This is a genomic window from Anaerosolibacter carboniphilus, from assembly GCF_014205875.1.
Taxonomy (GTDB): Bacteria; Bacillota; Clostridia; order Peptostreptococcales; family Thermotaleaceae; genus Anaerosolibacter; species Anaerosolibacter carboniphilus.
Genome location: NZ_JACHEN010000022.1, coordinates 40,128 through 63,703 on the forward strand (window position 1 = coordinate 40,128; position 23,576 = coordinate 63,703).

Sequence of the window (23,576 nt, forward strand, 5' to 3'; positions counted from 1 at the left end):
CGGGATTAGGAGCCTACAAAGTTTAAATATCTGTAGGCTAAATATTTAAAATCTGGAAGGGTTACGGAATCTAACAATTTGGCTGGTTCGGTTGCCTCATTTTTTCGATATTTTTCGAGAACCTGAATGATTTTATCAACCGATCCTATGCCGATACCATGACCATAATAGGTGTCGTTGCCTAAATCGATAATATTCTCTCCTTGCCATTGGGGAGTTAATGGATCCACATCGGGATTATCGATATATCTACAATCGCCAGGTAAGTAATCAGGTCTTTTTTTGTAAGTGGTAACGCCCAGATCTTTATCAAGCGCCTTCCAGTTCATCAAATATATTTCAGAAAACATTTCATCGAAAAGCTTCTTGGGAAGTATGTTGAGGAGAGCCTTGTAATAAATAATGATGATGGCCGTGGCGCATTCAGTACCATATTTTGGACCGTTTATGAAAATATCCAGAATTGCATCCGATGGGTGTACACCATTCTTCAGGGAGAAACCTCCTTCTTCGCTGCGGTCCCAATAATCAGGGTTGCAGATGGATTTACGAAAAGTCTTAAAATGTATCTTACTGTTATAAAGCTCTCTAGCTGCCTGAATGATATTTGTTCGTAAATCCAGTTCAAACTTGAGCTGATCCAAAGACGAATAGGAATAAATATATTCACTTGCGGTTAATATCTCCATCATTTTTCTTTGTAAAGGATCTAACGGGTACTGATTGGCAAAGTCATCAAGGAGAATCACGCGATCAAAGATGATAATCATTGTTTCACCCCCATAGCTGCTCCAGCAATGGCTATTTGGTGGGCGATTGGATATTGAATCCATGTTTTCCACGAAGATATATTCTTTTGATGGAGCAAATAGGAGAAGTTTGCAAGCAATATCTTGGTATCCATATCTAGCTTTGTATATACATCTAAAAGCTGCGATTCTTTTTCAGAAAAGGCTTCAAATGTTTTGCCAGTGAGAAGATCAATGGATTTGTATAGATATTTAGCTTCTAAAACAATAACGTATGGAATTGGATACGTTGATTGCTGAAAAGTTTCGCCTGTAAAATGCAAGAATAGGCAGTTTTCTTTCATCCAATCAACAAATGCTGCATATTGTTTTTCTCCGGGTGCATTGTCCCTTATATCTATTAGGGGACAAAAACTTAGAAGTTTGCGAGCTAGATCCACATCCTTTGCGTTTTCTGATTTTAATCGAGCTGCGATCGAAATCAAACTGTTAGGATCATGGGACTGAAAAAAAGTCCAAACCAAATGATTGATAAAAAGCCCTTTGGCATATCGTTTAAAAATCATATCTATGGTCATTGGCAGAATGGTTTTGTCTCGGTATACTTTTATGAGCAGTGTTGCTGTGATGTCCAATATCTCATCATATTCATTAGACAGTCCGTCAGCTATGGATCCTGTTTCCAGCATCCATTTCAAAACGGAATGAACAGTTTGTATATAGTCGCAGGATGAACATTGAATGGCTGAAGTATCTTTTCTGCCTATGATGATCTCGTCAGCAATGGATAGTGCCACGCGATTCCGTAGATTTAATTGATCAAAAATCTCATATTTTTCAATATCATGTTTCAGCAAAAACAGGCTGGAAAAGGGCAGGTTTTCCCCATTGATTAGGCTTATTGCTTTTTCTTGATCAGTTTTCATCAGTTCATGAAATGACGCTGCTATGTTGTAAGCTTCACCGTGGGAGTTCATTTCATCGAAAGGATGCAGGTTGTCTAAGGAATTTAAGGATACATAATAGTCCTTATTGCTGGAATGATTGTTTTTCGTTGACGATGGATGATCTGGAAAGGCTGAAGAGAACATGCTTCTATGATGGGTATCATAAACATCTTCTGTCGATCGATATAGGCCTTGAGGAAAAATACATGCCAGCCTATAAGGATACATATTTTTGTACATGGGAATATAGGAGTATTGATAGTACGGAAACATCATTGATTCACCTCATATTTTTGGTATTTATACATCATATGAGGTTCAATCAAAAAAGGAGAAACCATTTTGATTTCTCCTTTAAATTGCATATAGACCCACTATGTTTTGGACAGGAAAATGCCTCATTTTGTTTTTATTGAGAAATCCTTTTTTCTAAAGATAGAACGGAGGAGTACAATCCATCCCCAAGAAATAGATAGGGAAGGAAGCGCTGCTATCCATGCAGCTTCAAAAGGAGATATTTTTGAGAATCTTAACGGACTGAAAAATATAATAAAGCTAATTACCAACATCAAAAATAACGTGATACGTTCAAACATTGTGGAGGGTGGATTTGTAAAAATTTTAAAGATATCGATTTTTACTTTCATACTCACACCAACTTCCCAATTTTTTCTTCTACCAATGCGATGATTCTGCCTGAATGGATCAACTCCCTTAAAGTATTGATATGAGGATATAGGTATAGATCTTCTTCCATGATAGGCACCGTAAGGCCTATTTCTTCCAAAACTGCCTTGGAAGCAGTGCCTGGCTGTAAAGTATGATCCATTAGCTGGTAAGCTTGAAATACAGACAATAGTTCGATGGCTAAAATATACTCAAGCTTCTCTACGACCTGTCTGGCTTTCTTCGAAGCGTTATATCCCATGGCTACGTAATCTTCTTGGTTGCCGCAGGTAGGTATGCTGTCTATCGTGGCTGGATGGGATAAAATCTTCATATCATTTAATAAACCTGCCTGAGAATACTGGGGAATCATCAAACCAGAGTTAAGGCCCGGGTTCTTCACAAGAAACCATGGATATTCTGAGAGATTTCCATCTATCAATCGATTATTTCTACGCTCTGACATTTTTCCGATCATGGTGGCAGCAATACAAGCTGAATCCATCTCAATGCCTATATAGGAGGAATCAGGATTCCCACCTGAGATAGCCTCTCCATCATCGCCATCGGGCCATAGGATAGGATTGTCACAACAGGAATTCATCTCAATTTCAATGGTTTTTAAAGCATCCTTTAGGGTTTTCTTTGCAGCTCCATGGAGCTGAGGGATACATCGGATTGATAGGGCATCTTGAAGGCGGTAATCTTCATGATGCTTTGCAATTTGTGAATCCTTTAATATGTTTCGAACATTATATGCCGTATTCCCTTGATCCTCATGGGGGCGTACAACCATCAATCGATCATCAAAGGCCTTGGTAGTTCCTTTTAGTACCTCCAGGGTCATGGCGCCGATAATATCAGCAGTCTTGGAGGCTTGCAGCATATCATAGAGGGCCAGCGCTCCAAGGGCGGTAACACTGGTAGTGCCTGATACCAATATCAGGCCTTCTTTGGAAGACAATGTCGTAGGCTTCAGGCCAATTTTGTGTAGTGCCTCTTTGGCAGGTATCAATTCTCCATCTACGTATGCGTTGCCCTCACCTATTAAAACCAAGGCCATATGGGCTTCTGGAGAGAGATAACCGACGGACCCTTCTTTTGGGGCGAAGGGGGTTAGGCCTAGATTTAAGAACTGTCTATACATCTCAAGGGTTTCCATGCGAATCCCGCTATAACCTTGTCCTGCATTTTGGAGGACCATCAGCATCGTTCCTCGTACTTCCTCTATAGAAAGAGGGTTACCGATGGAGGTAGCGTGGGATAGAACAATATTTCTCTGTAGCTGGGTGGTTTCTTCAGGAGATATGGTCTGGGTACAAAGTGCGCCAAAGCCTGTGGTGATCCCATACATGATACGTCCTTCTTTGATCCATTTCTCCACGAGGTTTCGTGAATTTTTCACACGCTGCGCATAGGCATCAGAAAATTCTACTTTGGCACCATGACGAGCAACAGCAACGAATTCTTCTATGCTAATCTTGTTCCCAAGAACAACTTTTTCTATAGCTTTCTCAAATTTTTTTTCAATCAATGTTACTGCCTCCTTATATTAAATTTATAGCAGCCTCTTAAATTTTTCTTCTACCAATTCCATGATCCTACCTGAAGGAGAGTATGTATTCCCATCTTTGCCTATAATGATTTCAAAGAGTTATCTTTCAATCTTATCAAAGAAAAACATTTTAATAGCTGAAATCACTTGTAATACAAACACGAATAGCACCAAAGAACCACCGGCGGCAGCGAGATATTTAACACCATCAACGCCTTGAGACCCGCCGGCATAGGCTACCATAACAAAGGCGATAACACCGATGGAAAGACCCCAAAGAAGTTTCTGCCATCTTGGAGGTTCTTCATCGTGTTTCATATTGGCAGTACAAAGGGAAGCAATGGTCCTTGTCATGGAATCCGCCGCTGTTGAGAAGGATAGAATCAATGTCAGCATAATGATCGGGATAATCACAGCACCTAGCGGCAGATTGCCCAGGAAAGCCCACAAGCCAGCAACTGCGCCACTATCTGTAATGGTTTTAATCAAATCCACACTTCCTTGTTGCTGCCATTGAAGGGCTGTAGCACCCCATACACCGAACCAAATAATACTGAAAATAGAGGGCAGAATCCAGTTGATCACCATAAACTGTCGAATAGTTCTTCCGTAAGAAATGATGGCTAGGAACAAGCCCATCAATGGCGCATATGCGATCCAAATGGCCCAGTCATATAAAGTCCACCACATAACCAATGCTTCGCCGCCCATATCGATTGGATCTAATCCCCATATCCAGAAATTCTGCAGCCAGTAAGCCATTCCAGCGGTTGACATTCTCAAGATGTACAGTGTTGGGCCGATGAGAAATAAAAAGATGAGAAGTAGATAAAAAACTTTAGAGTTTAAATCTGACAGCCATTTAATGCCTTTATCAATTCCCATTAAAGAGGATAATGTAAAGGTTGCTGTTGTGATGATCGCTAAGATCAACCAAACCATGATGCCTTGAGGTATACCATAGGCTGCTTCGATACCAGAGCTTACCAGAGCAAGGCCAGCACCGAGAGAAGAAGCTAACCCGAGGGCGATAGCAAGAAGCGCCAACGTATCAATGATGTTTGCCCAGATACCATCGGTTACTTTTTCACCGAAAAGGGGAATGAGGGTAGAGGTAACAGACAATGGCTTCTTCTTGTTGAAATACATGTACGCAACAACCAGACCACAGAGTGAGTACATGGCATATGGGATAAAGGTCCAATTGTAGAAACAACGGGCAAGGGCATAGATTGCTGCCATAGGAGTGCCTGTTTCCACACCCGTTTGGGCCATCTCGCCATAGATATTGCCAAAATAAATAATAGGTTCATTTACACCGTAGGTGATTACCCCTGTGGCAATACCACCAGTCAGTGCCATGGCGAACCAGGTAATGAAAGGATACTTTGGTTTTGCATCATCTCCACCAAAGCGAATATTCCCAAGCTTTGAAAACGTAATGATAGTAACAAGAATGAGAGCTACAATAGATATGATTTGATAAAGCCATCCTAAACTTCGTAAAGACCCTAGGAAAGAATTCATGGCTACGTCGGCCAGCATTTTGTTATTGAAAATTCCTAGTAAAGCTGCGCCACCCACTACAAGAAAGGATGGCCAGAAGACGCCGCTTCGAATCTTCTGCGGATTTGATTCGTTTACTTTGATCATGTAATATCCTCCCTTTTTTATTTTTTTGCCACAGTTCGAAAATGTTTACTATGTTCACCTCCTGTTTTTTCTGAAAGTTTTTAGAAATGGATAAGAGATGGTGTTCCAAAGAACCACCATTTAAAAATGAGATAGTACTTGCATGTATTTATAGCAACTACCGTGCCAGAACAGATCTGCTTTTGAAAAAAAGATGAAACCACTGCAAATGCTTATACGGTTTTGCGCGGAGGAAAAATAAACAATAAAATTAGGGGATATTATTCAGATTATTCTATGTATTCTGATCTGATTGTGCAAAAAAAATTTGCATATGGAAACTGAAAAGGGGGAAATCAACAAAAAAAGAGATGCAAATTAATTTTGCATTGCAGCAAAAAAATTTTGCACTCGTCAGGTTAGATACCTAGTTTTCTCATTCTGTACTGAAGGCTTTGTCGGCTCATTCCCAATGCTTTCGCACTTCTGGAGATGTTACTGCCATAGATTGATAGTATATTTTCTATCAGTTCTTTTTCAAAGGTCTCCATTTGCATATCGAAAGTACCAGCCTTGCATAGAGGAGCGGCAGTATGTTGGTTGGTCTTATGTTGTACACTTTCTATTGTTTGCAAATAAGCGGGCAAATGTTTAAACTCTAATACTATGGTATCCTCGGGAGCACGGTTAAAGGCATACTCGATGGTATGTTGAAATTCTCGTACGTTGCCCGGCCACTCATATTGAAGAAATAGATCTAAAACTTTTTCTGATAGGGTCATACTGGGTTTGTGGTAGTGTTTACAAAACACATCCAGGAAATATTTCGCCAAAGCAGGTATATCTTCTTTTCGCTCTTGCAAGGTGGGGATGTCGATTTTGATCGTAGAGATTCTATAGTAGAAATCCTTCCGAATCTTTTGTTGCTGCATAAGCTCAAAAAAGTCTTCATTGGCGGCTGTAATAATTCTCACGTCACTGTGGATATATTTACTTCCTCCTATTCGTTGAAAGCGCTTTTCTTGTAATACTCTTAGCAGTTTGGACTGCATCTCAGGCGTAATAGAATTCACTTCATCCAGAAAGAGTGTGCCACCTTCTGCCATTTCAAAAAAACCTTGTTTTGTAATGCTGCCGGTGAAAGCACCTTTTTCTGTTCCAAAAAACATACTCTCAAAGAGGTTGCTTGGGACAGCGCTGCAGTTCACATCGATAAAGGGTTTATGTCTCCTGGGGCTAAAGGAATGTATACTTTGAGCCATGAGTTCCTTCCCTGTACCCGTATCACCCACAAGCAGAATGCTTGAATCCGTAAGAGAAACCTTTTTGGCAAAGTGAATGGCCTCTCTCATGCTTTCAGATTCATGGACGATATCATCAAAGGTATACAGGGGCTCTTGATGCATGGGGTACTGACTCTCAACATAGGCTTCCAGGTCAAAGGTGCGATTCTTCATTCGCTTTAATCCAGATAAATCACTTTCGAAGACGCAGGCACCATACAGCGTACCATTAATTTTTAAGGGATACCCAGAATTAATGGTGGTTAATGTCTTTCCAGTTGTCATTCTGAAGTTATCACAGCGATTGAGAACAGGCTTTTGTGTCCTTAAAACTGTTAGAACGGTACTGAATTCTTCCTTCAAATCATAAAGATCCATGATGTGCTTTCCCTTAAAATCTACATTTTTATATTGTTCTAAAGCCTCGCTGGCAGGATTGCCATGCAAAAAGTAACCGTTGCGATCATAGATTTGGATTCCCTCTGCTACCTGCTGAATGGTCTGTTCATAAAGGTCAAGTAAAATTCCATCACGGCTGAGAAAAAGGGTTACACCTTGTGGTTCGTCCATCCACTGATACTTGAAAAATTTACTTTGAATTTCTAATATGCCTCCCGAAGGATGAACAGGAGTCCCCAGAATGTAATCAATCTTTTGTCCAAGGGACTCTGACCACGTCTGTTCATCAAACCATTCGTTGGCTTTACCTAGACATCGTATTTCAGTGAGTCGATGCTCAAGATCTATTTTAAAAATCAAATCTACCATAGGGATAGAGATCCCTCCCTTCCTATTCAGAATATTGATTCTATTATATCATGAACAAGTTTCCATTCAATCTAAGGGTTTAAATGAAAAGAATTAAATATCAGCATGAAGCATAATAAAAAGAGTCAAAGAGGGAGTGTTCCTCTTTGACTCTTGGATGACTTCAACATAATTATGCTTGCTCTCTAAGCTTTTTTGCCATTTGTTTTGCCATTTCCATGCAGCCATCGATATCGTTGCCGCAAGCAGCACATTTGGCTTCTACTGGTTCAGTAACCACAGGAAGTTTGATTTGTTCAGCAAATTTCATGAGATTACTTACTCCGCCACCATTCCAGCTATAGGTACCAAAAATCCCTAAAATTCTATTTTTTAAGCCCACATGAATCAGTTTGTCGGTCAAATTCTGTACAGGTGGAAACATAGCCGTATTGTATGCACAACTGCCAATAATCAATCCTTTATACTTCCAAATATCTCGCAGAATGAAGGATGCATGGGTTTTAGATGCATCGTATATCTTGATATTTTTGATTCCTTCCTCAGATAAGGTTCTGCCAATCGTCTCAGCCATTTTACCAGTATTGCCATACATGGTACCATAGACGATGACTACTCCTTCCTCCGCTTCATATTTACTCCATTGATCATAAAGGGATACAATTGTTGCAATATCATTACGCCAGATGGGACCATGGGTAGAACAAATGGTTCTAATCTCCAGGCTGCTCAACTTCTTTAAGGCAGCTTGAACGGTTGCACCATATTTACCAACAATATTGGAATAGTATCGGCGCATTTCTTCTTCGAAGAAGTGCATATCTACTTCATCATTGAAGATCCCTCCATCTAAAGCGCCAAAGCTGCCAAAGGCATCTCCGGAAAAGAGGATGTGATTGGTTTCCTCATAAGCCATCATAGTTTCTGGCCAGTGAACCATAGGCGTCATATAGAATTTTAACTTATGCTGTCCAAGGTCAAGGATGTCCCCTTCTTTTACGGAATAATGATTCTCTGTAATTCCATAGAAGTTTTGGATCATATCAAAGGTCTTTGGATTACCAACAATTTTTATATCAGGATACAACTCAACGATGGCTTGCATTGTACCAGAATGGTCTGGCTCCATATGATTGACAATAAGATAGTCGATCTTTCTATCTGAGCCGATGATTTTCTTGATCTTCCCAAGATATTCACTGGTTTGTCCAGCATCAACGGTGTCTACCAAGGCTATTTTTTCATCAACGATCAGATAAGAGTTATAGGCAACGCCATGATCGAGGGGCCAAAGATTTTCAAATAAAGCAGTTCTACGATCATTTATGCCCACCCAATAGATTTGATCTGTAATTGAAACAGAGTTAAACATAAAGAAACTTCCTCCCTTATCAATAAAAGTGCTATTGATTTCAATTATTGCACAAGAAAATGGATTTGTACATAAAACATTATTAAAATACCCCAAATTCTAAAAGATAATCAACCTATTTACAAGTTATAAAAAATAAGCAATCAAGAGATAAAAAATGAAATATAATTACTTTTACCCTTGACAGATATGATTAAGTAAAATATTATTTAGTTAAGTGAATACTTAATTAAAACAAGGGGTGAATCATGGATAGAATCGTACAAATCTTTAAAGCTCTCGGTGATGAAACCAGGCTAAAAATATTGATCATACTTTCCAGGAGGAGGATTTGTGCCAAGGGAATTGCCAAACATTTAGACATTTCTGAACCGGCGGTATCACAGCACATAAAAGTTCTCAAGGAGGCAGGAATCATTGCTGGTGAAAAAATAGGGTATTATGTGCAATATGATTTGCAAGAGCCAATCCTTTCAGAAATCATAAGATTTGTCGAGCAAATAAACCATGATCACAGCCTAGGCAGCTGTAAATTGGGTGTACATATACCTGGGGACTGTATGGCAGCATGTAAAGCCAATAAGAATAAATGCTGTCAAAAAAATAAATAAAAGGTGAAAGGAGAAAAATATGAAAGTATGTATTCCAGTAAAAGAGAACAGGGGATTAGAAAGTATTGCTTATAACCATTTTGGATCAGCACCGTTTTTCTTGATTTATGATTTAGAAAATGAAGAAATAAAGGTCATTCAGAATGAAGACTTGCATCATGCCCATGGAATGTGCCAACCTCTAAAAGCGCTGGGGGGAGAAAAGGTAGATGCCATTTTGGTTGGTGGAATTGGTGCAGGGGCATTGATGAAATTAAGCAATCAAGGCATAGCTGCATATAGAGTTGCCAATGAAACTGTGCTGAAAAATATCGAGTTATTAAAAAGAAACGAACTGGCAAGGTTCGATCTCAGTCATAGTTGTACACAGCATGACTGTGGCCATTAAAAATGAATTGTGAGTAGAGTCAAAAGAGTAAATTCTTTTGACTTTATTTATATATAGGAAATTATGGTTTTCAATTTCCTATATATGGGGTGTGCAGAGGGGATGCCCCTTTGCCGTATTCAGGAAGGTCCTCAGGAACCTGCATTGCAGGCGTCGAAGGAAACCTAGGGTTTCCTAGCGAAAACAAATTGCCGATAGGCAATTTTGTTCTTTTGTAGTATTCAATGCCAATTACTTGTAAAGTGTTTTTATAAGAACAAAACAAATTTATGGGAGGGAGCCATATGATTCATTTCTATGGGGAAGCACAAAAGAAAAAAGATGAACTGGTCAAGCTTCTTGCTCAGTGGGTTGCTATACCATCTGTATATGACCAGACTACAGCAACGGAGGATGCGCCTTTCGGAACAAGCATAAAAGAAGCGTTACAGTGGTTTGAGGATTTAGGGCGAAAAGATGGATTTGTAAGTAAAAATATTGATGAACATGCTGTCTATATAGAATACGGTCAGGGTGAGGAATACATAGGTGTGTTTGGTCATGGTGATGTGGTACCTGCCGGGGAAGGATGGAAAACAGATCCCTACAAGCTTCATATCATTAACGATACGGCCTATGGAAGAGGTGTGGTGGATGATAAAGGGCCAGTGCTTTGTTGTTATTTAGCACTAAAAATCATAAAAGAGTTAAATATACAAACGAAAAATCGTATTCGGATAGTCGTAGGGGGAAACGAAGAAAGTGGTTTTCGATGCATCCGACATTATTTTTCAAAGGAACCTCATCCTAAATTAGGATTTACGCCCGATGCCAAATTTCCGGTCATCCATGGAGAAAAGGGGGGAATGACTTTGGAATTCAAAGGAGAAATAGATGGGGAAAATATAGAAATAATGGCAGGCGTATCCCAGAATACGATTCCGTCCGTTATCAAAGTAAAGATGCCGTCTCAATATAAATATCTACAAGAACCTTTCTATGATTTTATCACAGAAAATAATCTTGGGGGAACGTTTGAAGGGTCAGGTGAAGGTGTATATATGGAACTCATTGGCGTTGGCGGACACTCATCAAAGCCGGATCAAGCAAGGAATCCCATAACAAAATTAATGCGTTTTTTAACCTTAAACGTAAGTGACGTATGGGTAGAGGCACTAGGAAAACTGATCATGGATGGGAATGAAAGAGGAGAAAAGTTTTCCTTAAGTGCGGTAGGGAAATGTGGAGATCTAACGATTGTGCCCACGATGCTCCGTTTATCAAATGGTGAATTTTCAATCATATTCAATATGCGGTATCCTGAGAATGTGACGATGGAATGTATTAATCAAAAAATAAAAAAGTACATCATCGAAAATGATCTTCACCAATGGGAATTTAAGGTGGAAAACATAAAAAAGCCTCATTATGTCGATCCGTCAGATGACTTGGTGAAGAAGCTTCATCATATCTTTATTAAGCATACTGGCGATACCGAGCGTAAGGTTAGAGTGACGAGTGCAGGTACTTATGCCAGTGAAATGAAAAACGCTGTAGTTTTTGGGGCTGAGTTTGGCGATGGCAGTTCAGGAAATGTCCATGGCGCCAACGAATATATGGAGATTGAACGATTACTGCAAGCCATGGCAATCTATACGGAAGCAATGATTGAATTGTCAAACATGGAGATTGTCACTTGCAATGACATTGTTTACCAATAACTTTAGTCCAAGAAGTATTACAATATAATCAGGGGTGGTGGTTAGGGTGTTAAGCAAAAAGCATTACTTAATAATTGACTATCTTAGCGATAAAGATATATACCTAACATCCCAGGAGTTAGCCCAGAGAATAGGCGTATCCTCACGTACAATTAAGCGATATATTGAAGATATCAATTATGAGATGAAGAATTCCAGAGTAGAGATTGTCTCAATAAAAGGGGTAGGGTATAAATTAAGCGGACCGCCTAAGTACATTCAAAGTATATTAAAAGAGGCTTTAAAAATCATTAAGGGCTTGGAATCAGATGATTCTATGGAAAGCAGAGTTGAAAATGCCATATGCTTATTGATCAACAATGACTATTTGAGTGCCGATGAACTGGCAGATCGATTGAATCTAAGCACATCCAGCGTTCATAAGATGACATCTCAAATAAAAGAATGCCTCGATAAGTACAATCTAAAGTTAGTTTCCAAACCCTATCGAGGTACATGTATTGAAGGGGATGAGTTAAATATTCGATCCTTGATTTTAGATTATAGCATTAAATACGATGATAACAATAGCATTCGAGTTGGCCTTTCCAACATTACAAATAAAGATATTGTCACAGCGGAAGAAACGGTGGCAACCTACTTGAAGAATAGAAATATTATTGTTGCAGATAAGGATTTTAATAATCTTTTATCAAAAATACTGGTATCTATGTCTAGGACGAAAAAGAAGAAGTCAATAGAAAATCTATTCTTAACAAGCAGCTACACGCTGCACAATTATTTGGTGATTCATAACATAATGACCGAACTACAGGAAAGTTTGTGCATCCCATTTGATGAGAAGGAATTTAGATATGTGGCGCTTTACTCTGGATTTATGATCTATAACTATACGGAAAAGAATATTCAGCCTGATGAAGTGATGGATGACAATATTTATCATTTTATCCATGAACTGCTGGAAGAAATAAAGATTATTACGGGCAACGATTTTGAAAAGGATTTGAAGTTCATGGATGCCTTTTCTATTCATATAAAAATAGCGATAAACAGAGCGAAAACAGAAGTGCATATTAAAAACCCATTATTGCAGCAGATTAAGTCCCATTATCCAGTAGAGATGAACTTTGCTATGTTCACGGCAAAGAAAATGAATGATCGATTTAACGTAAAGTTGGATGAGGATGAAATCGGGTTTATTGCAATGCACTTTAGTGCAGCTCAGGAAAGAATAAATACTCATCATATCAAAAAGATATGTATTTTATGCCATTATGGCATTGGTACCGCCCAATTATTTGCTGAGAGGATAAAAAGATGTATAAAGAATGTGGAGATCGTTGGCATATATCCAGTAAGGTATGCAGATATGGCGTTGACCCAAAATGTCAACTATATCATTTCCACCGTAAATGTTGAAAATTTAAAGGGCAATATCCCAGTCATTATTGTTGAAAATATGTTATCCGATGAGTCCATTAAAAAAATAGATGAAACCCTATCTGTAGCCATAAAAGAACGAGAAATCCTCTATGATATGTTTCATGAGAACGCCTTTTATTGTGTTGAAGCCAACGCAAAGGAAGAAATAATTGCCGAGATAGGCAAAAAAATGACACAAGTTGGATTAATTGATGAGGGTGTGGTGGCATCTGTTTTAGATAGAGAGAAGATATCAGCTACAGATATAGGTCATATGGTAGCCATACCCCATTCGCCAATCAATGGGATACATAAATCTGTGATAGGGGTAGCTGTATTGGATAAACCAATTCTTTGGGATAAATACGAAGTGCAAGTAGTCTTTATGATATGTTTTAATCTGGCAGAGCGAAAAAATCTTCAAATCTTTAAATATATGTATAACTTGATAGAAGATGCTGATTTAGTAAAATCCATCATAAAGTGTAAGAGCTTTCAAAGTTTTATGCGCATCATTCAAGACGGTATTTAAACAGCTTTTAATATATTATCGATAAGGAGAAATACATATGGATATGGTTACTTCGATATTTGAAAGAAATTATATACAAATAAATGTTGACATGGTGAATAAGGAGCAAGTGTTGCGATATATAGCAAAGCTAGCTGAGAAAGCCGGCGTATCTTATGATTCGGAGCAGACCTATGAAAGTATGTTAAAAAGAGAAAATGAGTTTTCAACAGGCTTTGGGGATGGTTTCGCTATACCCCATACAAAATGCGCCAGTATTAAGAAACCAGCTGTATTTATATTAAAACTGCGTTCTTCTGTTGATTGGAAGGCAATCGATGAAAGACCTGTATCCATTATCATCGGGCTACTGACTCCCAATGAAAATAATGGCGCTATTCATCTGAAACTGCTGGCAAGCTTATCGAGAAAATTGATGGATGAGGACTTCAAAAGAAAGTTTATACTTTCTTTTGATGAAGAGGAATTGTTTCATATGGTTACAGAGGCTCTCGTAGCTTTTGAAAACGAATAAAAAGTAAAGGGGGAATGAAAATGAGTAAGAAATTAGTAGCACTATGCGCATGCCCTATGGGATTGGCTCATACGTTCATGGCAGCTCAAGCCATAAGCAAAGCTGCAAGTGAGCTGGGTTATGAGGCAAAGGTAGAAACCCAGGGAGCCGATGGGACCCAAAATGAGCTAACTGTTAAGGAGATAAGAGAAGCCGATCTTATCATTCACGCCATAGCGATTACACCAATGGATGTTGAAAGATTTGATAACGTTGAAGTTTATGAAATTACACTTCAAGAAGCGATCAAAGACGCGAAAGGCGTGATTCAAAGAATTGAAGCAGAGAAATAAAAAAAGACCCCCTCTGAACAGCCATTCAAATGAGGAGGTTTAAGCACTACCTATAATAGAATATAACCCATTATGTTCATAAGTACAATATGAGAATCAAAAAATAAAGTGAGGGATTTATATGACAATCAGTGTAAAAAAACCCGGTACTTCTATTTGGAGAGAATTTAGCAAGCATGTTATGACAGGTATTTCTTATATGATTCCTATTCTTATCATGGGAGGACTTATAGGTGCATTTTCTCAGATGATTCCCTACGTATTCTTAAAAATTGATGCATCACAATCTATTGTAGATGCCATGAACTCAGGGCAATTTACAGATACATCCTTAAGCATGCTAAAATTGGCATCTGCAATGGAAAGCTTCGGGTTTACTTTGTTTGGTTTTGCAATTCCTATGTTTGCAGCATTTACAGCAAATTCCATAGGTGGAAAAACGGCCTTAGCAGCAGGTTTTATCGGCGGTTATGTTGCGAATAAGCCCATTGCATTATTGGCTTTAGACGGGGGACAATGGGCAGCAAAAGCGCCAGTACCTTCAGGGTTCCTTGGTGCAATCATTATTGCTTTTGCTATTGGGTATTTTGTGAAATGGTTGAATAAGAAGATTGTACTGCCTCACAATTGGCTGGCTTTCAAAGCTACTTTTCTAGTTCCGTTATTATCCGCTTTGTTTTGTATGATCGCAATGGTATTTATCGTAACACCATTTGGAGGTTGGATCAACACCCTTATTCGATCAGGACTACAAGCAGCTGGAAGTGCGGGCCAAATCGCATATTCCATTGCCCTAGCAGCGACTACAGCCTTTGACCTTGGAGGACCTGTTAATAAGGCAGCAGGCTTTGTAGCCCTAGGCTTTACAACAGAAAAAGTACTTCCAATAACAGCGAGATGTATCGCCATCGTAACACCATCCTTTGGTCTTGGATTATCAGCAATCATTGATAAAAGATTAGTTGGCAGAAGGGTATATGACAAACAATTCCATGAGGCTGGGAAAACAGCTATTTTCTTAGGCTTTATGGGGATTTCGGAAGGTTCAATACCTTTTGCTTTGGAAAGACCAGGTTTTACAATTCCACTTTATGTAGTGGGATCTGTAATCGGTGCTTTAACAGCTGTTCTATTAGGAGCTGTTCAATGGTTCCCAGAATCTGCAATATGGGCGTGGCCTTTGGTGAGCAATTTAGGTGTGTACATAGCTGGACTCATCGTTGGCGCATCATTTATTGCCGTCGTGAATGTATTCTATAGAAATAAGTTAATCAAAGACGGTAAATTAGAGGTCATAGAAGATTAATAGAAATACATGGATGAAGGGTTGACTAGCATAGTCAACCCTTCAATAAAAAGAAGGTGCTCTTATGACGAAACTTTCAAATCTAAGGAAACTACTAGAAATCAATGAGCTGGATGCCATACTTATAGCTTCTCCATATAATAAATTTTATTTAGCAAACCTCTATAGTGGATCAGGATATGTGTTTGTAACCAACAAATCTCAATATGTTATAGTGGATGCTAGATACTATGCCCAAGTCAAAGAAAATGCAAAAGATTTTATAGTGATTGAAACTTCAAAAATAAACACCCTTGAAAATATATTAAATAGGATTATCAGGGAAGAAGATATTCAAAAATTAGGATTTGAAGGGGAGCACATCACTTTTGATACATTTTTTTGTTTAAATATGCAGTTGCAAGCTTTGATGATCTCCATTTCTTTAAAGTCTTTAAGAAGTTTAAAAAGTGAAGCAGAAATCAAAATGATAGAGGAAGCGGCACTGATAGGGGACAAAGTGTATTCCCATATTCTTGAATATATAGAACCTGGCATGTCAGAGCGTCAGGTAGAGAACGAACTTGTAAGAATGATAAAAGAATGTGGAGGAAAAAAGGAGTCCTTTGATATCATCGTTGCATCTGGAGAGAGAGGCGCATTTCCCCATGGGAAGGCGTCTGACAAAATAATCCAAACAGGTGAATTTGTAACGATTGACTTTGGCGTAAATTTCAACAATTATTGTTCTGACATGACAAGGACTTTTGCCATGGGATATGTTAAAGATCGTCAGCTAAAAGAAATTTATGAAGTCGTCCGAAAGGCCCAGGAGGCAGCTGTTCAGAATATTAGAGCAGGGGTTACGGCAGGAGAAATAGATGCAATTGCTAGAAATATAATTAAAGAAGCAGGATGGGGAGAATACTTCGGACATAATTTAGGCCATGGCATCGGAATCATGGTCCATGAACATCCTGACTTGTCACCAGGTTCCCCAGTGGTCCTTGAAGAAGGAATGGTTGTTACAGTGGAGCCCGGAGTTTATATTCCATCCATTGGAGGCGTAAGAATCGAGGATGATGTGTTAGTAAATAAAAATTCCTGTGTTGTCTTAACGAAAAGCAGTAGAGATCTGATGATCGTAAAGGGGTAATGCACATGTATGATTTTAATGAAAAAGTAGATCGGATAAGTGAGCACTGCCGCAAATGGGATAGAAGTATCATAGAAGAACATTTTGGAAAAGTACCTGATAATTTTATTCCTCTTTGGATTGCAGATATGGATTTCAAAGTGCCTGGAACTATAGCCAATACTTTTCTTAGAGCAGTGCAAAGAGGGACTTTTGGTTATACCTATGTGTATGATGAATTTTATGAGGCGGTTATAGATTGGCAAAGACATATGCACCATGTGGAGGTGGGCAGGGAGGCTATCACCCTTACCTATGGCACTGTGTCGACAATACATTACGTCATTCAAGCTTTTTGCAGTGAGGATGACAAGATATTACTGAATACGCCAGTTTATGACCCTTTTCATAAAGCGGCTGATAAGCAAGGCGTAGTGTGTATATACAATCCTTTATCTATCGCAGCGAATCGATACTATATAGATTTTGAACGATTAGAAATGCAGCTGAAAGAAGAAAAACCGCGGCTCTATTTCTTATGTTCACCCCATAATCCATCGGGCAGAATATGGTGTAAAGAGGAATTGTACAGGGCAGCAGAACTCTGTAAAAAACACAACACCATTCTTGTAGTAGATGAGGTCCATGGAGAACAAGCATTATATGGAGACTTTACCTCTATCCTATCTCTAGACAGAGATTTAATCGATAATGTGATACTGTTGACTTCACCGAACAAAGCCTTTAATTTAGGGGGGCTGAAAACTTCCTATACCATCATTCCAAATGATGAAATAAGGAGAAATTTTAAAAAGCAACTGGATAAAAATTCTATCACTTCACCAAATGTATTTGGAATCTTGGGATTGATAGCAGCTTACAAATATAGTAAGCAGTGGCTGCGAGAAGTTACGGTATATATAAAAGGAAATTATGAATACTTAGAAAGTTATATAGAAAAAAGAATTCCAGCGATAAAAGTAATGAAAATGGAAGCTTCCTATTTGGCATGGATAAATATAAGTGAACTAGGCTTATCTTCTACAATACTAACGAATATTTTAGCTTCCAAGTATGGGGTTTTAGTAGAAAACGGTAAAAACTTTGTTTGTGATGGAGAAGGATGGATCAGAATAAATCTAGGAACCCAGAGAGAAAACATTATTGAAGCCTTGAGTAGGATAGAAAGATGTGTCCGTGATATGAGTAGTATCTAATAGATTATTTTCGACAAAAGTAGAATTAAGGAAGTTACACAAGTAGATCAACAAGGAGGGTTACATATGACATCACAAAGTGCCACGATTATGAATGAAACAGGAATGCACGCAAGACCAGCTTCTTTATTTCTTAGCACAGCAACTAAATTTAAATCAGAAGTTACGATTTTTAAAAATGGCAAAGCAGCCAATGCAAAGTCTTTGATAAGTATTCTCTCTTTATGTATAACCGTTGGTACGGAGATTCAAATCTCGGCGGAAGGTGAAGATGAGAGGGAAGCTGTGGAGACGTTAGTAAAATTAGTTGAATCTAAGTTTGGTGAGGCTTTGTAAATAGACAATCTAGAAGAATTTTAATGTTATACAATAATATTTGAAAAAAACATACGTTTAAAGAAATAGCCTATTTGATTTTGAGTGTATAAATATACAAAAAAACCTTAAAGGCATGCTCATAACACCTTGTACAAGCAAGATGTTCAGAGTATGCTTTTAAGGTTTTTTCAGCTTTCTAAGCAATATACTCAGTTGGTGGTGACATAATAGGCCAGTAAAACGAAAGTCTAGTTATAATAAAGGGAAGCTTAACCTGTCTAAGCTGCATATGGATCCAAATTTGACTATTCTTTTGTAATAATCATTTCCACATTTCGAGGTAAAGCCAATCCCATTTCAACTTCGATTGCTTTTATGATAGCCGATGGCACGGGGCAGGCTAAATGCTTACAGTATTTATCTGTTACTTGATATACCAGAGAGGATGAAAATTTAGAAAAGCATTCATTCATTCCATTCAGCTCCTTTAATTCTTCAGCCATTTGATTGATATGATTGCATTTGGATTCAATATGGATTTCTGATGTTTTTCTGTCTTTTTTATGGACGACAATTTTTGCTTCCATACCACAAACGCCAGGATGAACAATTACTGTTGACATAAGAATACCTCCATTCGTAAATCCTATTTAATTACATTATGGCATTAATCGATGGGAAAGCAAGAAAATTTTTAATATTGACTCTTTTTCGATTTTGATGTTATGATTAAACACAAAATGGAAATCCAGAAATTGGGTATTTATATTTTATGAAATTTTAAATTTTGTTTTATGAATAGGCGTTGCCGTGCAGAAGGGAGGTGACATATGTGAGCAACGTAAGAAAAATGGTATTTTTGAGCCTGTTTATTGCTTTGGAAGTTGTACTTACTCGTTTTCTTTCTGTCCAAACGCCAATTGTGAGAATCGGGTTTACTTTTCTACCCATCGCCATATCATCGATGATGTTTGGCCCTATTTTCGGAGGGGTAGCCGCTGCATTGGCGGACATCATAGGAATGATGGTTTTTCCATCAGGAGGTGCATACTTCCCTGGATTTACCCTAACTGCTTTTCTAAGTGGTGTCATTTATGGTGTGGTGCTGTATAAAAAACCTAAGAATTTAGTTCGCATCAGCATTTCTGCCATCATTGTTTCGATCGTTATAAATCTCGGACTGGATACGGTGTGGCTTATGATCCTAACAGGAAAGGGATTCATCGCCCTGTTACCAGCTAGAATTATTAAGTGTTTGGTCATGATTCCTATACAGATACCAATGATCCATATTGTTTGGAACTATACGGTAGGTCGTCTGGATTTTAATTATGCTACGAAGGGTGTAAATGCTTAAATAGATTGGGAAAAACCTTGCTGTGATTGGTCAGCAAGGTTTTTTATTGATATATATAATATTTTGAATATTTCAAAAAAACGCCTCTTGATATATTGACATGTTTTGATTGATTGAATATAATTAAGCTAAAGTTATAACAGTTAGATACATGTATATACAGGTTTTGTGTGAAGTGTAAATGAATAAAACATGATAGACAAATGAAAATGAATGATTCTTAGAACGCTGATTCGAGTTATGCTTATTCCTGTTGATGGAAAACGTTTTTGTGTTTTCTTATATTTGAAATCATAATATGCAGCATATGCTGATGGCGTTTCGTAGATATCATAATTCGGATTTTCAAGGATGAGTAGGACATAAAAAATAATGAATAAGGGGGATATGAACGTATGATGGATTTAAGTGCATTAAAGCAAGCTGTTGGAGACCTTGATGAAGGGACCGTGCTAGACATGCTAAACAAATTTGTAGCCACAAATCCTGGTGAAGAAGAAGCACAAAAGGTGGTCAATGCATGTCAGCAGGGAATGGCAGTTGTAGGGGATTTGTTTGACAAGGGTGAGTATTTTGTAGGGGATCTGATTTTTGCAGGGGAGCTTCTTACCAGTGCCATTGATGTGTTAAAACCAGTCATTGGATCAGGAAGCACAGAAAAGGCAGGAACCATCGTCCTTGGTACAGTACAAGGAGATTTGCATGACATCGGAAAGAACATTTTCAAAAGCATGGCAGAAGCAGCTGGTTTCGAGGTTCATGACCTTGGCATTGATGTGTCTGTGGATGCTTTCGTAGAAAAGGTAAAGGAAGTAAAACCACAAATCGTAGGTATGAGCGGTGTTCTAACCCTAGCCATTGATGCCATGAAAAATACAATCGATGAACTGAAGACTGCAGGTGTAAGGGATGATATTAAAATTGTTATCGGTGGAAACCCTGTAACGAAAGAAGCCTGTGAGTTGGTAGGGGCCGATGCCTTCACCACCAATGCAGCAGAAGGTATCAAAATATGCCAGGGGTGGGTGTGCTAATATAGCAGATGCGGGATCTTTACAGCAGGAGAGAACGCGGCTGTTTATAGATATATTACCAGCAGCAAATGTTTTATCAAGAAAAGTTGTTCATAATGATCAAAGAAGGGGGATTTTTATGAAGACAGATGTACAAATTGCGCAAGAAGCCAAGATGCTTCCGATCATGGACGTGGCGAAAAATCTTGGAATTGGGGAAGATGAACTGGAGCTTTATGGCAAATATAAGGCAAAGGTTTCTCTGGATGTATTAAAGAGACTTGAAAACAAACCGAATGGGAAATTGGTTTTGGTTACGGCAATCAATCCAACGCCAGCAGGAGAGGGAAAGACAACAACGAATGTGGGCCTGTCTATGGGATTAAACAAGATAGGGAAAAAGACAATTACAGCTTTAAGGGAACCTTCCCTTGGACCATGCTTCGGTGTAAAGGGAGGAGCTGCTGGCGGTGGATATGCCCAAGTTGTGCCCATGGATGATATCAATCTCCACTTTACGGGAGACTTCCATGCCATTACCTCAGCCCATAACCTTCTCGCAGCTTTATTAGACAATCACCTCCATCAGGGGAATGAATTAAATATCGATCCAAAGCGAGTGGTTTGGAGAAGGGTGCTCGACATGAATGATAGAGCTCTAAGGAACTTAGTGCTGGGTCTAGGTGGAAAGGGAGATGGTTTTGTTAGACAAGGTGGATTTGATATAACGGTTGCATCGGAAATCATGGCCATCCTTTGCCTCGCAGACAGTCTTTCAGATCTAAAGAACCGGCTTTCGAGGATGGTTGTTGCATATGATAGAGACGGGAAGGCGGTTACAGCGGGAGATTTGGAAGCAACAGGTGCGATGACACTGCTTCTGAAAGACGCCATCAAGCCAAACTTGGTTCAGACCCTTGAGAATACACCAGCGTTTATCCATGGTGGGCCATTCGCAAACATTGCCCATGGATGCAACTCCGTCATGGCTACAAAGGTGGCACTAAAGTTAGCTGACTATGTTGTGACAGAAGCAGGATTCGGTGCTGATCTCGGAGCTGAGAAGTTCTTCGACATCAAGTGCAGATTTGCAGGTCTGCATCCAGATGCCGCCGTAATCGTAGCTACAGTAAGAGCTCTTAAAATGCATGGTGGTGTTGCGAAGCACGAACTTAGCTTTGAAAATCTTGATGCCCTTGCCAAGGGATTTGAAAATATCGAAAGGCATATTGAAAATGTTGCCAAGTTTGGTGTGCCAGTGGTGGTTGCAATCAACAAATTTCCAACAGATACAGAAGCAGAGATTAACCTTTTAAGAGAAAAATGCAGTGTATATGGAGTAGAGGTTGTACTATCTGAAGTATTCACAAAAGGTGGAGAAGGCGGCGTTGACCTTGCCAAAAAGGTTGTTGAGATTTGTGAGAGCAAAGAAAGCCACTATGCGCCCCTATATGATGTGGAAGGAACAATTCCAGAAAAGATCACAAAAATTGCAACTGAAATATACAGGGCGGACAGTGTAGAATTTACACCAGAAGCGAAGAAGCAAATTTCAAATATCAAAAAGCTAGGACTTGATAAAATGCCGATTTGTATGGCGAAGACCCAATACTCATTCTCTGATAATCCATCCCTCCTTGGTGCGCCAACTGGATTTAAAGTAACGGTTAGAGAGGTCAGGGTATCAGCAGGTGCAGGTTTCCTAGTGGCATTAACTGGAGAAATTATGACGATGCCTGGTCTTCCAAAGGTTCCTGCAGCCAATGGTATGGATATTACAGAGGATGGAGAAATTATCGGTCTATCATAATCTGTACATAAATAAATATATGATGAGAATTGTTTTAATGTAAAAAAAATAGCATTACGAGAGATTATTGGGGGGAACTGAAGTGGGCGTTAAATTAGATGGTAAACCAGTAGTACAGCACTTGAGGGAAGATATCAAAAAGAGAGTAGCATTGCTTGAAGAGGATGGAAATACACCAACGATGCTCATCATTCGTGTGGGTGAACGGGAAGATGATATTTCTTATGAAAAAAGCATACTAAAAAATTGTGAGATTCTTGGCATTCGAAGCTTTGTAAAATGCCTGCCTGTAGATGTTTCACAAGAAGATCTCATCGCTGTCATTGAGCAGGCCAATACCAATGATGATATTCATGGTATTATGCTTTTCAGGCCGCTGCCGGCGCATCTTGATTTAGAGGTCATTAGAGATGTTATAAACCCTATGAAAGACATCGACTGTATGAATCCTGTAAATCTACAAAAGGTGTTGGAAACCAATGTGAAGGGAATAGCACCTTGTACGCCTAAAGCGGTTGTAGAATTGCTTAAATACTATAACATTCCTTTAGAAGGGGCCAATATCACTATGGTAGGGAGTAGTTTGGTTGTAGGTAAGCCATTGGGATTACTTCTTATAGAAGAAAAGGCAACGGTGACTTTTTGTCACATATACACAAAAGATGTGGCAGCTTTTACAACGAAAGCAGATATTGTCATTGTAGCTATCGGAAAGGCAAAACTGATAAAAGACAACTATTTCAATGAAAATACTGTTGTTATAGATGTAGGGATTAATGTCACAGAGGACGGAAAAATCTGTGGAGATGTGGATTATGACTTGGTTTTTGACAAGGTAAAAGCCATCACCCCTACAGTAGGTGGTATAGGAATTATCACCACTACCATACTATTAAGTCATGTGGTAGAAGCATGTGAAACGTTCGTGCAGTCATATAGTGTGAATGCATAAAAATATGAATTGCAAAAG

22 protein-coding genes are annotated in these 23,576 nt (G+C 38.8%); 14 read left to right on the plus strand and 8 right to left on the minus strand.

Translation table 11 applies throughout. From position 1 onward, the window contains the following. Positions 1 to 5: 5 nt before the first annotated feature. The 7 genes from HNQ80_RS16650 to HNQ80_RS16675 all read right to left on the minus strand — a co-directional run bounded on the left by HNQ80_RS16650 (position 6) and on the right by HNQ80_RS16675 (position 8,972). Complete coding sequence (locus HNQ80_RS16650) at positions 6 to 770, minus strand: protein-glutamine gamma-glutamyltransferase (RefSeq protein WP_184311803.1); 765 nt, start codon at positions 768 to 770, stop codon at positions 6 to 8. Further along, entirely contained in the window at positions 767 to 1,972 is a 1,206-nt protein-coding gene (locus HNQ80_RS16655) for a hypothetical protein (RefSeq protein WP_184311804.1), read from the minus strand. The genes HNQ80_RS16650 and HNQ80_RS16655 overlap by 4 nt, the downstream gene beginning before the upstream one ends. Before the next feature lie 122 nt (positions 1,973 to 2,094). Further along, positions 2,095 to 2,343 carry a hypothetical protein gene (locus HNQ80_RS25670; RefSeq protein WP_207727060.1) on the minus strand — a complete coding sequence of 83 codons (249 nt, stop codon included), beginning with the start codon at positions 2,341 to 2,343 and terminating at the stop codon, positions 2,095 to 2,097. A 2-nt stretch (positions 2,344 to 2,345) separates the two neighbouring features. Continuing rightward, the gene (locus HNQ80_RS16660) at positions 2,346 to 3,896 is read right to left on the minus strand and encodes an HAL/PAL/TAL family ammonia-lyase (protein ID WP_207727061.1); all 1,551 of its coding nucleotides are present in this window, start codon (positions 3,894 to 3,896) and stop codon (positions 2,346 to 2,348) included. A gap of 120 nt (positions 3,897 to 4,016) precedes the next feature. Beyond that, positions 4,017 to 5,570, minus strand: a complete 1,554-nt coding sequence (locus tag HNQ80_RS16665) for a BCCT family transporter (RefSeq protein ID WP_184311805.1) — start codon at positions 5,568 to 5,570, stop codon at positions 4,017 to 4,019. A gap of 398 nt (positions 5,571 to 5,968) precedes the next feature. After that, positions 5,969 to 7,600 carry a sigma-54 interaction domain-containing protein gene (locus HNQ80_RS16670; RefSeq protein WP_184311806.1) on the minus strand — a complete coding sequence of 544 codons (1,632 nt, stop codon included), beginning with the start codon at positions 7,598 to 7,600 and terminating at the stop codon, positions 5,969 to 5,971. A gap of 172 nt (positions 7,601 to 7,772) precedes the next feature. Next, positions 7,773 to 8,972: an FprA family A-type flavoprotein gene (locus tag HNQ80_RS16675; protein ID WP_184311807.1), complete on the minus strand. Its 1,200-nt coding sequence runs from the start codon at positions 8,970 to 8,972 to the stop codon at positions 7,773 to 7,775. Between the two features lie 248 nt (positions 8,973 to 9,220). On the opposite strand from HNQ80_RS16675, the gene HNQ80_RS16680 reads away from it, so the two are divergent. The 10 genes from HNQ80_RS16680 (at position 9,221) to HNQ80_RS16725 (ending at position 18,444) form a co-directional block, all read left to right on the plus strand. Continuing rightward, a complete protein-coding gene (locus HNQ80_RS16680) occupies positions 9,221 to 9,583 on the plus strand; it encodes an ArsR/SmtB family transcription factor (RefSeq protein WP_184311808.1) in 363 nt (120 codons plus the stop codon). A 19-nt stretch (positions 9,584 to 9,602) separates the two neighbouring features. After that, positions 9,603 to 9,971 (plus strand): NifB/NifX family molybdenum-iron cluster-binding protein, encoded by a 369-nt coding sequence (locus HNQ80_RS16685; protein ID WP_184311809.1) that lies wholly within the window; start codon positions 9,603 to 9,605, stop codon positions 9,969 to 9,971. Positions 9,972 to 10,255: 284 nt separating this feature from the next. Then, positions 10,256 to 11,671, plus strand: coding sequence for a Sapep family Mn(2+)-dependent dipeptidase (locus tag HNQ80_RS16690; protein WP_184311810.1), 1,416 nt, complete (start codon positions 10,256 to 10,258; stop codon positions 11,669 to 11,671). Between the two features lie 46 nt (positions 11,672 to 11,717). Continuing rightward, positions 11,718 to 13,625 (plus strand): BglG family transcription antiterminator, encoded by a 1,908-nt coding sequence (locus HNQ80_RS26515; protein WP_184311811.1) that lies wholly within the window; start codon positions 11,718 to 11,720, stop codon positions 13,623 to 13,625. 37 nt (positions 13,626 to 13,662) lie between these two features. Then, complete coding sequence (locus HNQ80_RS16700) at positions 13,663 to 14,139, plus strand: PTS sugar transporter subunit IIA (RefSeq protein WP_184311812.1); 477 nt, start codon at positions 13,663 to 13,665, stop codon at positions 14,137 to 14,139. A gap of 20 nt (positions 14,140 to 14,159) precedes the next feature. Continuing rightward, positions 14,160 to 14,471: a PTS fructose transporter subunit IIB gene (locus HNQ80_RS16705; RefSeq protein WP_184311813.1), complete on the plus strand. Its 312-nt coding sequence runs from the start codon at positions 14,160 to 14,162 to the stop codon at positions 14,469 to 14,471. A 121-nt stretch (positions 14,472 to 14,592) separates the two neighbouring features. Next, entirely contained in the window at positions 14,593 to 15,777 is a 1,185-nt protein-coding gene (locus tag HNQ80_RS16710) for a PTS fructose transporter subunit IIC (protein ID WP_184311814.1), read from the plus strand. Between the two features lie 64 nt (positions 15,778 to 15,841). Beyond that, positions 15,842 to 16,912 (plus strand): M24 family metallopeptidase, encoded by a 1,071-nt coding sequence (locus tag HNQ80_RS16715; RefSeq protein WP_184311815.1) that lies wholly within the window; start codon positions 15,842 to 15,844, stop codon positions 16,910 to 16,912. Positions 16,913 to 16,917: 5 nt separating this feature from the next. Then, on the plus strand, positions 16,918 to 18,108 hold the full coding sequence (locus HNQ80_RS16720; protein WP_184311816.1) for a MalY/PatB family protein: 1,191 nt from the start codon (positions 16,918 to 16,920) through the stop codon (positions 18,106 to 18,108). Positions 18,109 to 18,174: 66 nt separating this feature from the next. After that, the gene (locus HNQ80_RS16725; protein WP_184311817.1) at positions 18,175 to 18,444 is read left to right on the plus strand and encodes an HPr family phosphocarrier protein; all 270 of its coding nucleotides are present in this window, start codon (positions 18,175 to 18,177) and stop codon (positions 18,442 to 18,444) included. A gap of 287 nt (positions 18,445 to 18,731) precedes the next feature. On the opposite strand, the gene HNQ80_RS16730 is transcribed toward HNQ80_RS16725, so the two are convergent. After that, the gene (locus tag HNQ80_RS16730) at positions 18,732 to 19,049 is read right to left on the minus strand and encodes a DUF6951 family protein (protein ID WP_184311818.1); all 318 of its coding nucleotides are present in this window, start codon (positions 19,047 to 19,049) and stop codon (positions 18,732 to 18,734) included. Positions 19,050 to 19,258: 209 nt separating this feature from the next. Here HNQ80_RS16730 and HNQ80_RS16735 point away from each other — a divergent pair, with 209 nt between their 5' ends. The 4 genes from HNQ80_RS16735 to HNQ80_RS16750 all read left to right on the plus strand — a co-directional run bounded on the left by HNQ80_RS16735 (position 19,259) and on the right by HNQ80_RS16750 (position 23,558). After that, positions 19,259 to 19,783, plus strand: a complete 525-nt coding sequence (locus HNQ80_RS16735) for a folate family ECF transporter S component (RefSeq protein WP_330602914.1) — start codon at positions 19,259 to 19,261, stop codon at positions 19,781 to 19,783. Positions 19,784 to 20,178: 395 nt separating this feature from the next. Beyond that, on the plus strand, positions 20,179 to 20,817 hold the full coding sequence (locus tag HNQ80_RS16740; RefSeq protein WP_184311819.1) for a cobalamin B12-binding domain-containing protein: 639 nt from the start codon (positions 20,179 to 20,181) through the stop codon (positions 20,815 to 20,817). 118 nt (positions 20,818 to 20,935) lie between these two features. Next, complete coding sequence (locus tag HNQ80_RS16745) at positions 20,936 to 22,606, plus strand: formate--tetrahydrofolate ligase (protein WP_184311820.1); 1,671 nt, start codon at positions 20,936 to 20,938, stop codon at positions 22,604 to 22,606. A gap of 82 nt (positions 22,607 to 22,688) precedes the next feature. Further along, positions 22,689 to 23,558, plus strand: coding sequence for a bifunctional 5,10-methylenetetrahydrofolate dehydrogenase/5,10-methenyltetrahydrofolate cyclohydrolase (locus HNQ80_RS16750; RefSeq protein WP_184311821.1), 870 nt, complete (start codon positions 22,689 to 22,691; stop codon positions 23,556 to 23,558). The last annotated feature ends 18 nt before the right edge of the window (positions 23,559 to 23,576 follow it).

Coding starts and splice junctions, on each gene's coding strand:
- HNQ80_RS16710 (WP_184311814.1), top strand. CDS start 14,593: ATGACAATCAGTGTAAAAAAACCCGGTACTTCTATTTGGAGAGAATTT.
- HNQ80_RS25670 (WP_207727060.1), bottom strand. CDS start 2,343: ATGAAAGTAAAAATCGATATCTTTAAAATTTTTACAAATCCACCCTCC.
- HNQ80_RS16670 (WP_184311806.1), bottom strand. CDS start 7,600: ATGGTAGATTTGATTTTTAAAATAGATCTTGAGCATCGACTCACTGAA.
- HNQ80_RS16675 (WP_184311807.1), bottom strand. CDS start 8,972: ATGTTTAACTCTGTTTCAATTACAGATCAAATCTATTGGGTGGGCATA.
- HNQ80_RS16730 (WP_184311818.1), bottom strand. CDS start 19,049: ATGTCAACAGTAATTGTTCATCCTGGCGTTTGTGGTATGGAAGCAAAA.
- HNQ80_RS16690 (WP_184311810.1), top strand. CDS start 10,256: ATGATTCATTTCTATGGGGAAGCACAAAAGAAAAAAGATGAACTGGTC.
- HNQ80_RS16665 (WP_184311805.1), bottom strand. CDS start 5,570: ATGATCAAAGTAAACGAATCAAATCCGCAGAAGATTCGAAGCGGCGTC.
- HNQ80_RS16700 (WP_184311812.1), top strand. CDS start 13,663: ATGGATATGGTTACTTCGATATTTGAAAGAAATTATATACAAATAAAT.
- HNQ80_RS16740 (WP_184311819.1), top strand. CDS start 20,179: ATGATGGATTTAAGTGCATTAAAGCAAGCTGTTGGAGACCTTGATGAA.
- HNQ80_RS16705 (WP_184311813.1), top strand. CDS start 14,160: ATGAGTAAGAAATTAGTAGCACTATGCGCATGCCCTATGGGATTGGCT.
- HNQ80_RS16680 (WP_184311808.1), top strand. CDS start 9,221: ATGGATAGAATCGTACAAATCTTTAAAGCTCTCGGTGATGAAACCAGG.
- HNQ80_RS16685 (WP_184311809.1), top strand. CDS start 9,603: ATGAAAGTATGTATTCCAGTAAAAGAGAACAGGGGATTAGAAAGTATT.
- HNQ80_RS16715 (WP_184311815.1), top strand. CDS start 15,842: ATGACGAAACTTTCAAATCTAAGGAAACTACTAGAAATCAATGAGCTG.
- HNQ80_RS16720 (WP_184311816.1), top strand. CDS start 16,918: ATGTATGATTTTAATGAAAAAGTAGATCGGATAAGTGAGCACTGCCGC.
- HNQ80_RS16650 (WP_184311803.1), bottom strand. CDS start 770: ATGATTATCATCTTTGATCGCGTGATTCTCCTTGATGACTTTGCCAAT.
- HNQ80_RS16725 (WP_184311817.1), top strand. CDS start 18,175: ATGACATCACAAAGTGCCACGATTATGAATGAAACAGGAATGCACGCA.
- HNQ80_RS16655 (WP_184311804.1), bottom strand. CDS start 1,972: ATGATGTTTCCGTACTATCAATACTCCTATATTCCCATGTACAAAAAT.
- HNQ80_RS16745 (WP_184311820.1), top strand. CDS start 20,936: ATGAAGACAGATGTACAAATTGCGCAAGAAGCCAAGATGCTTCCGATC.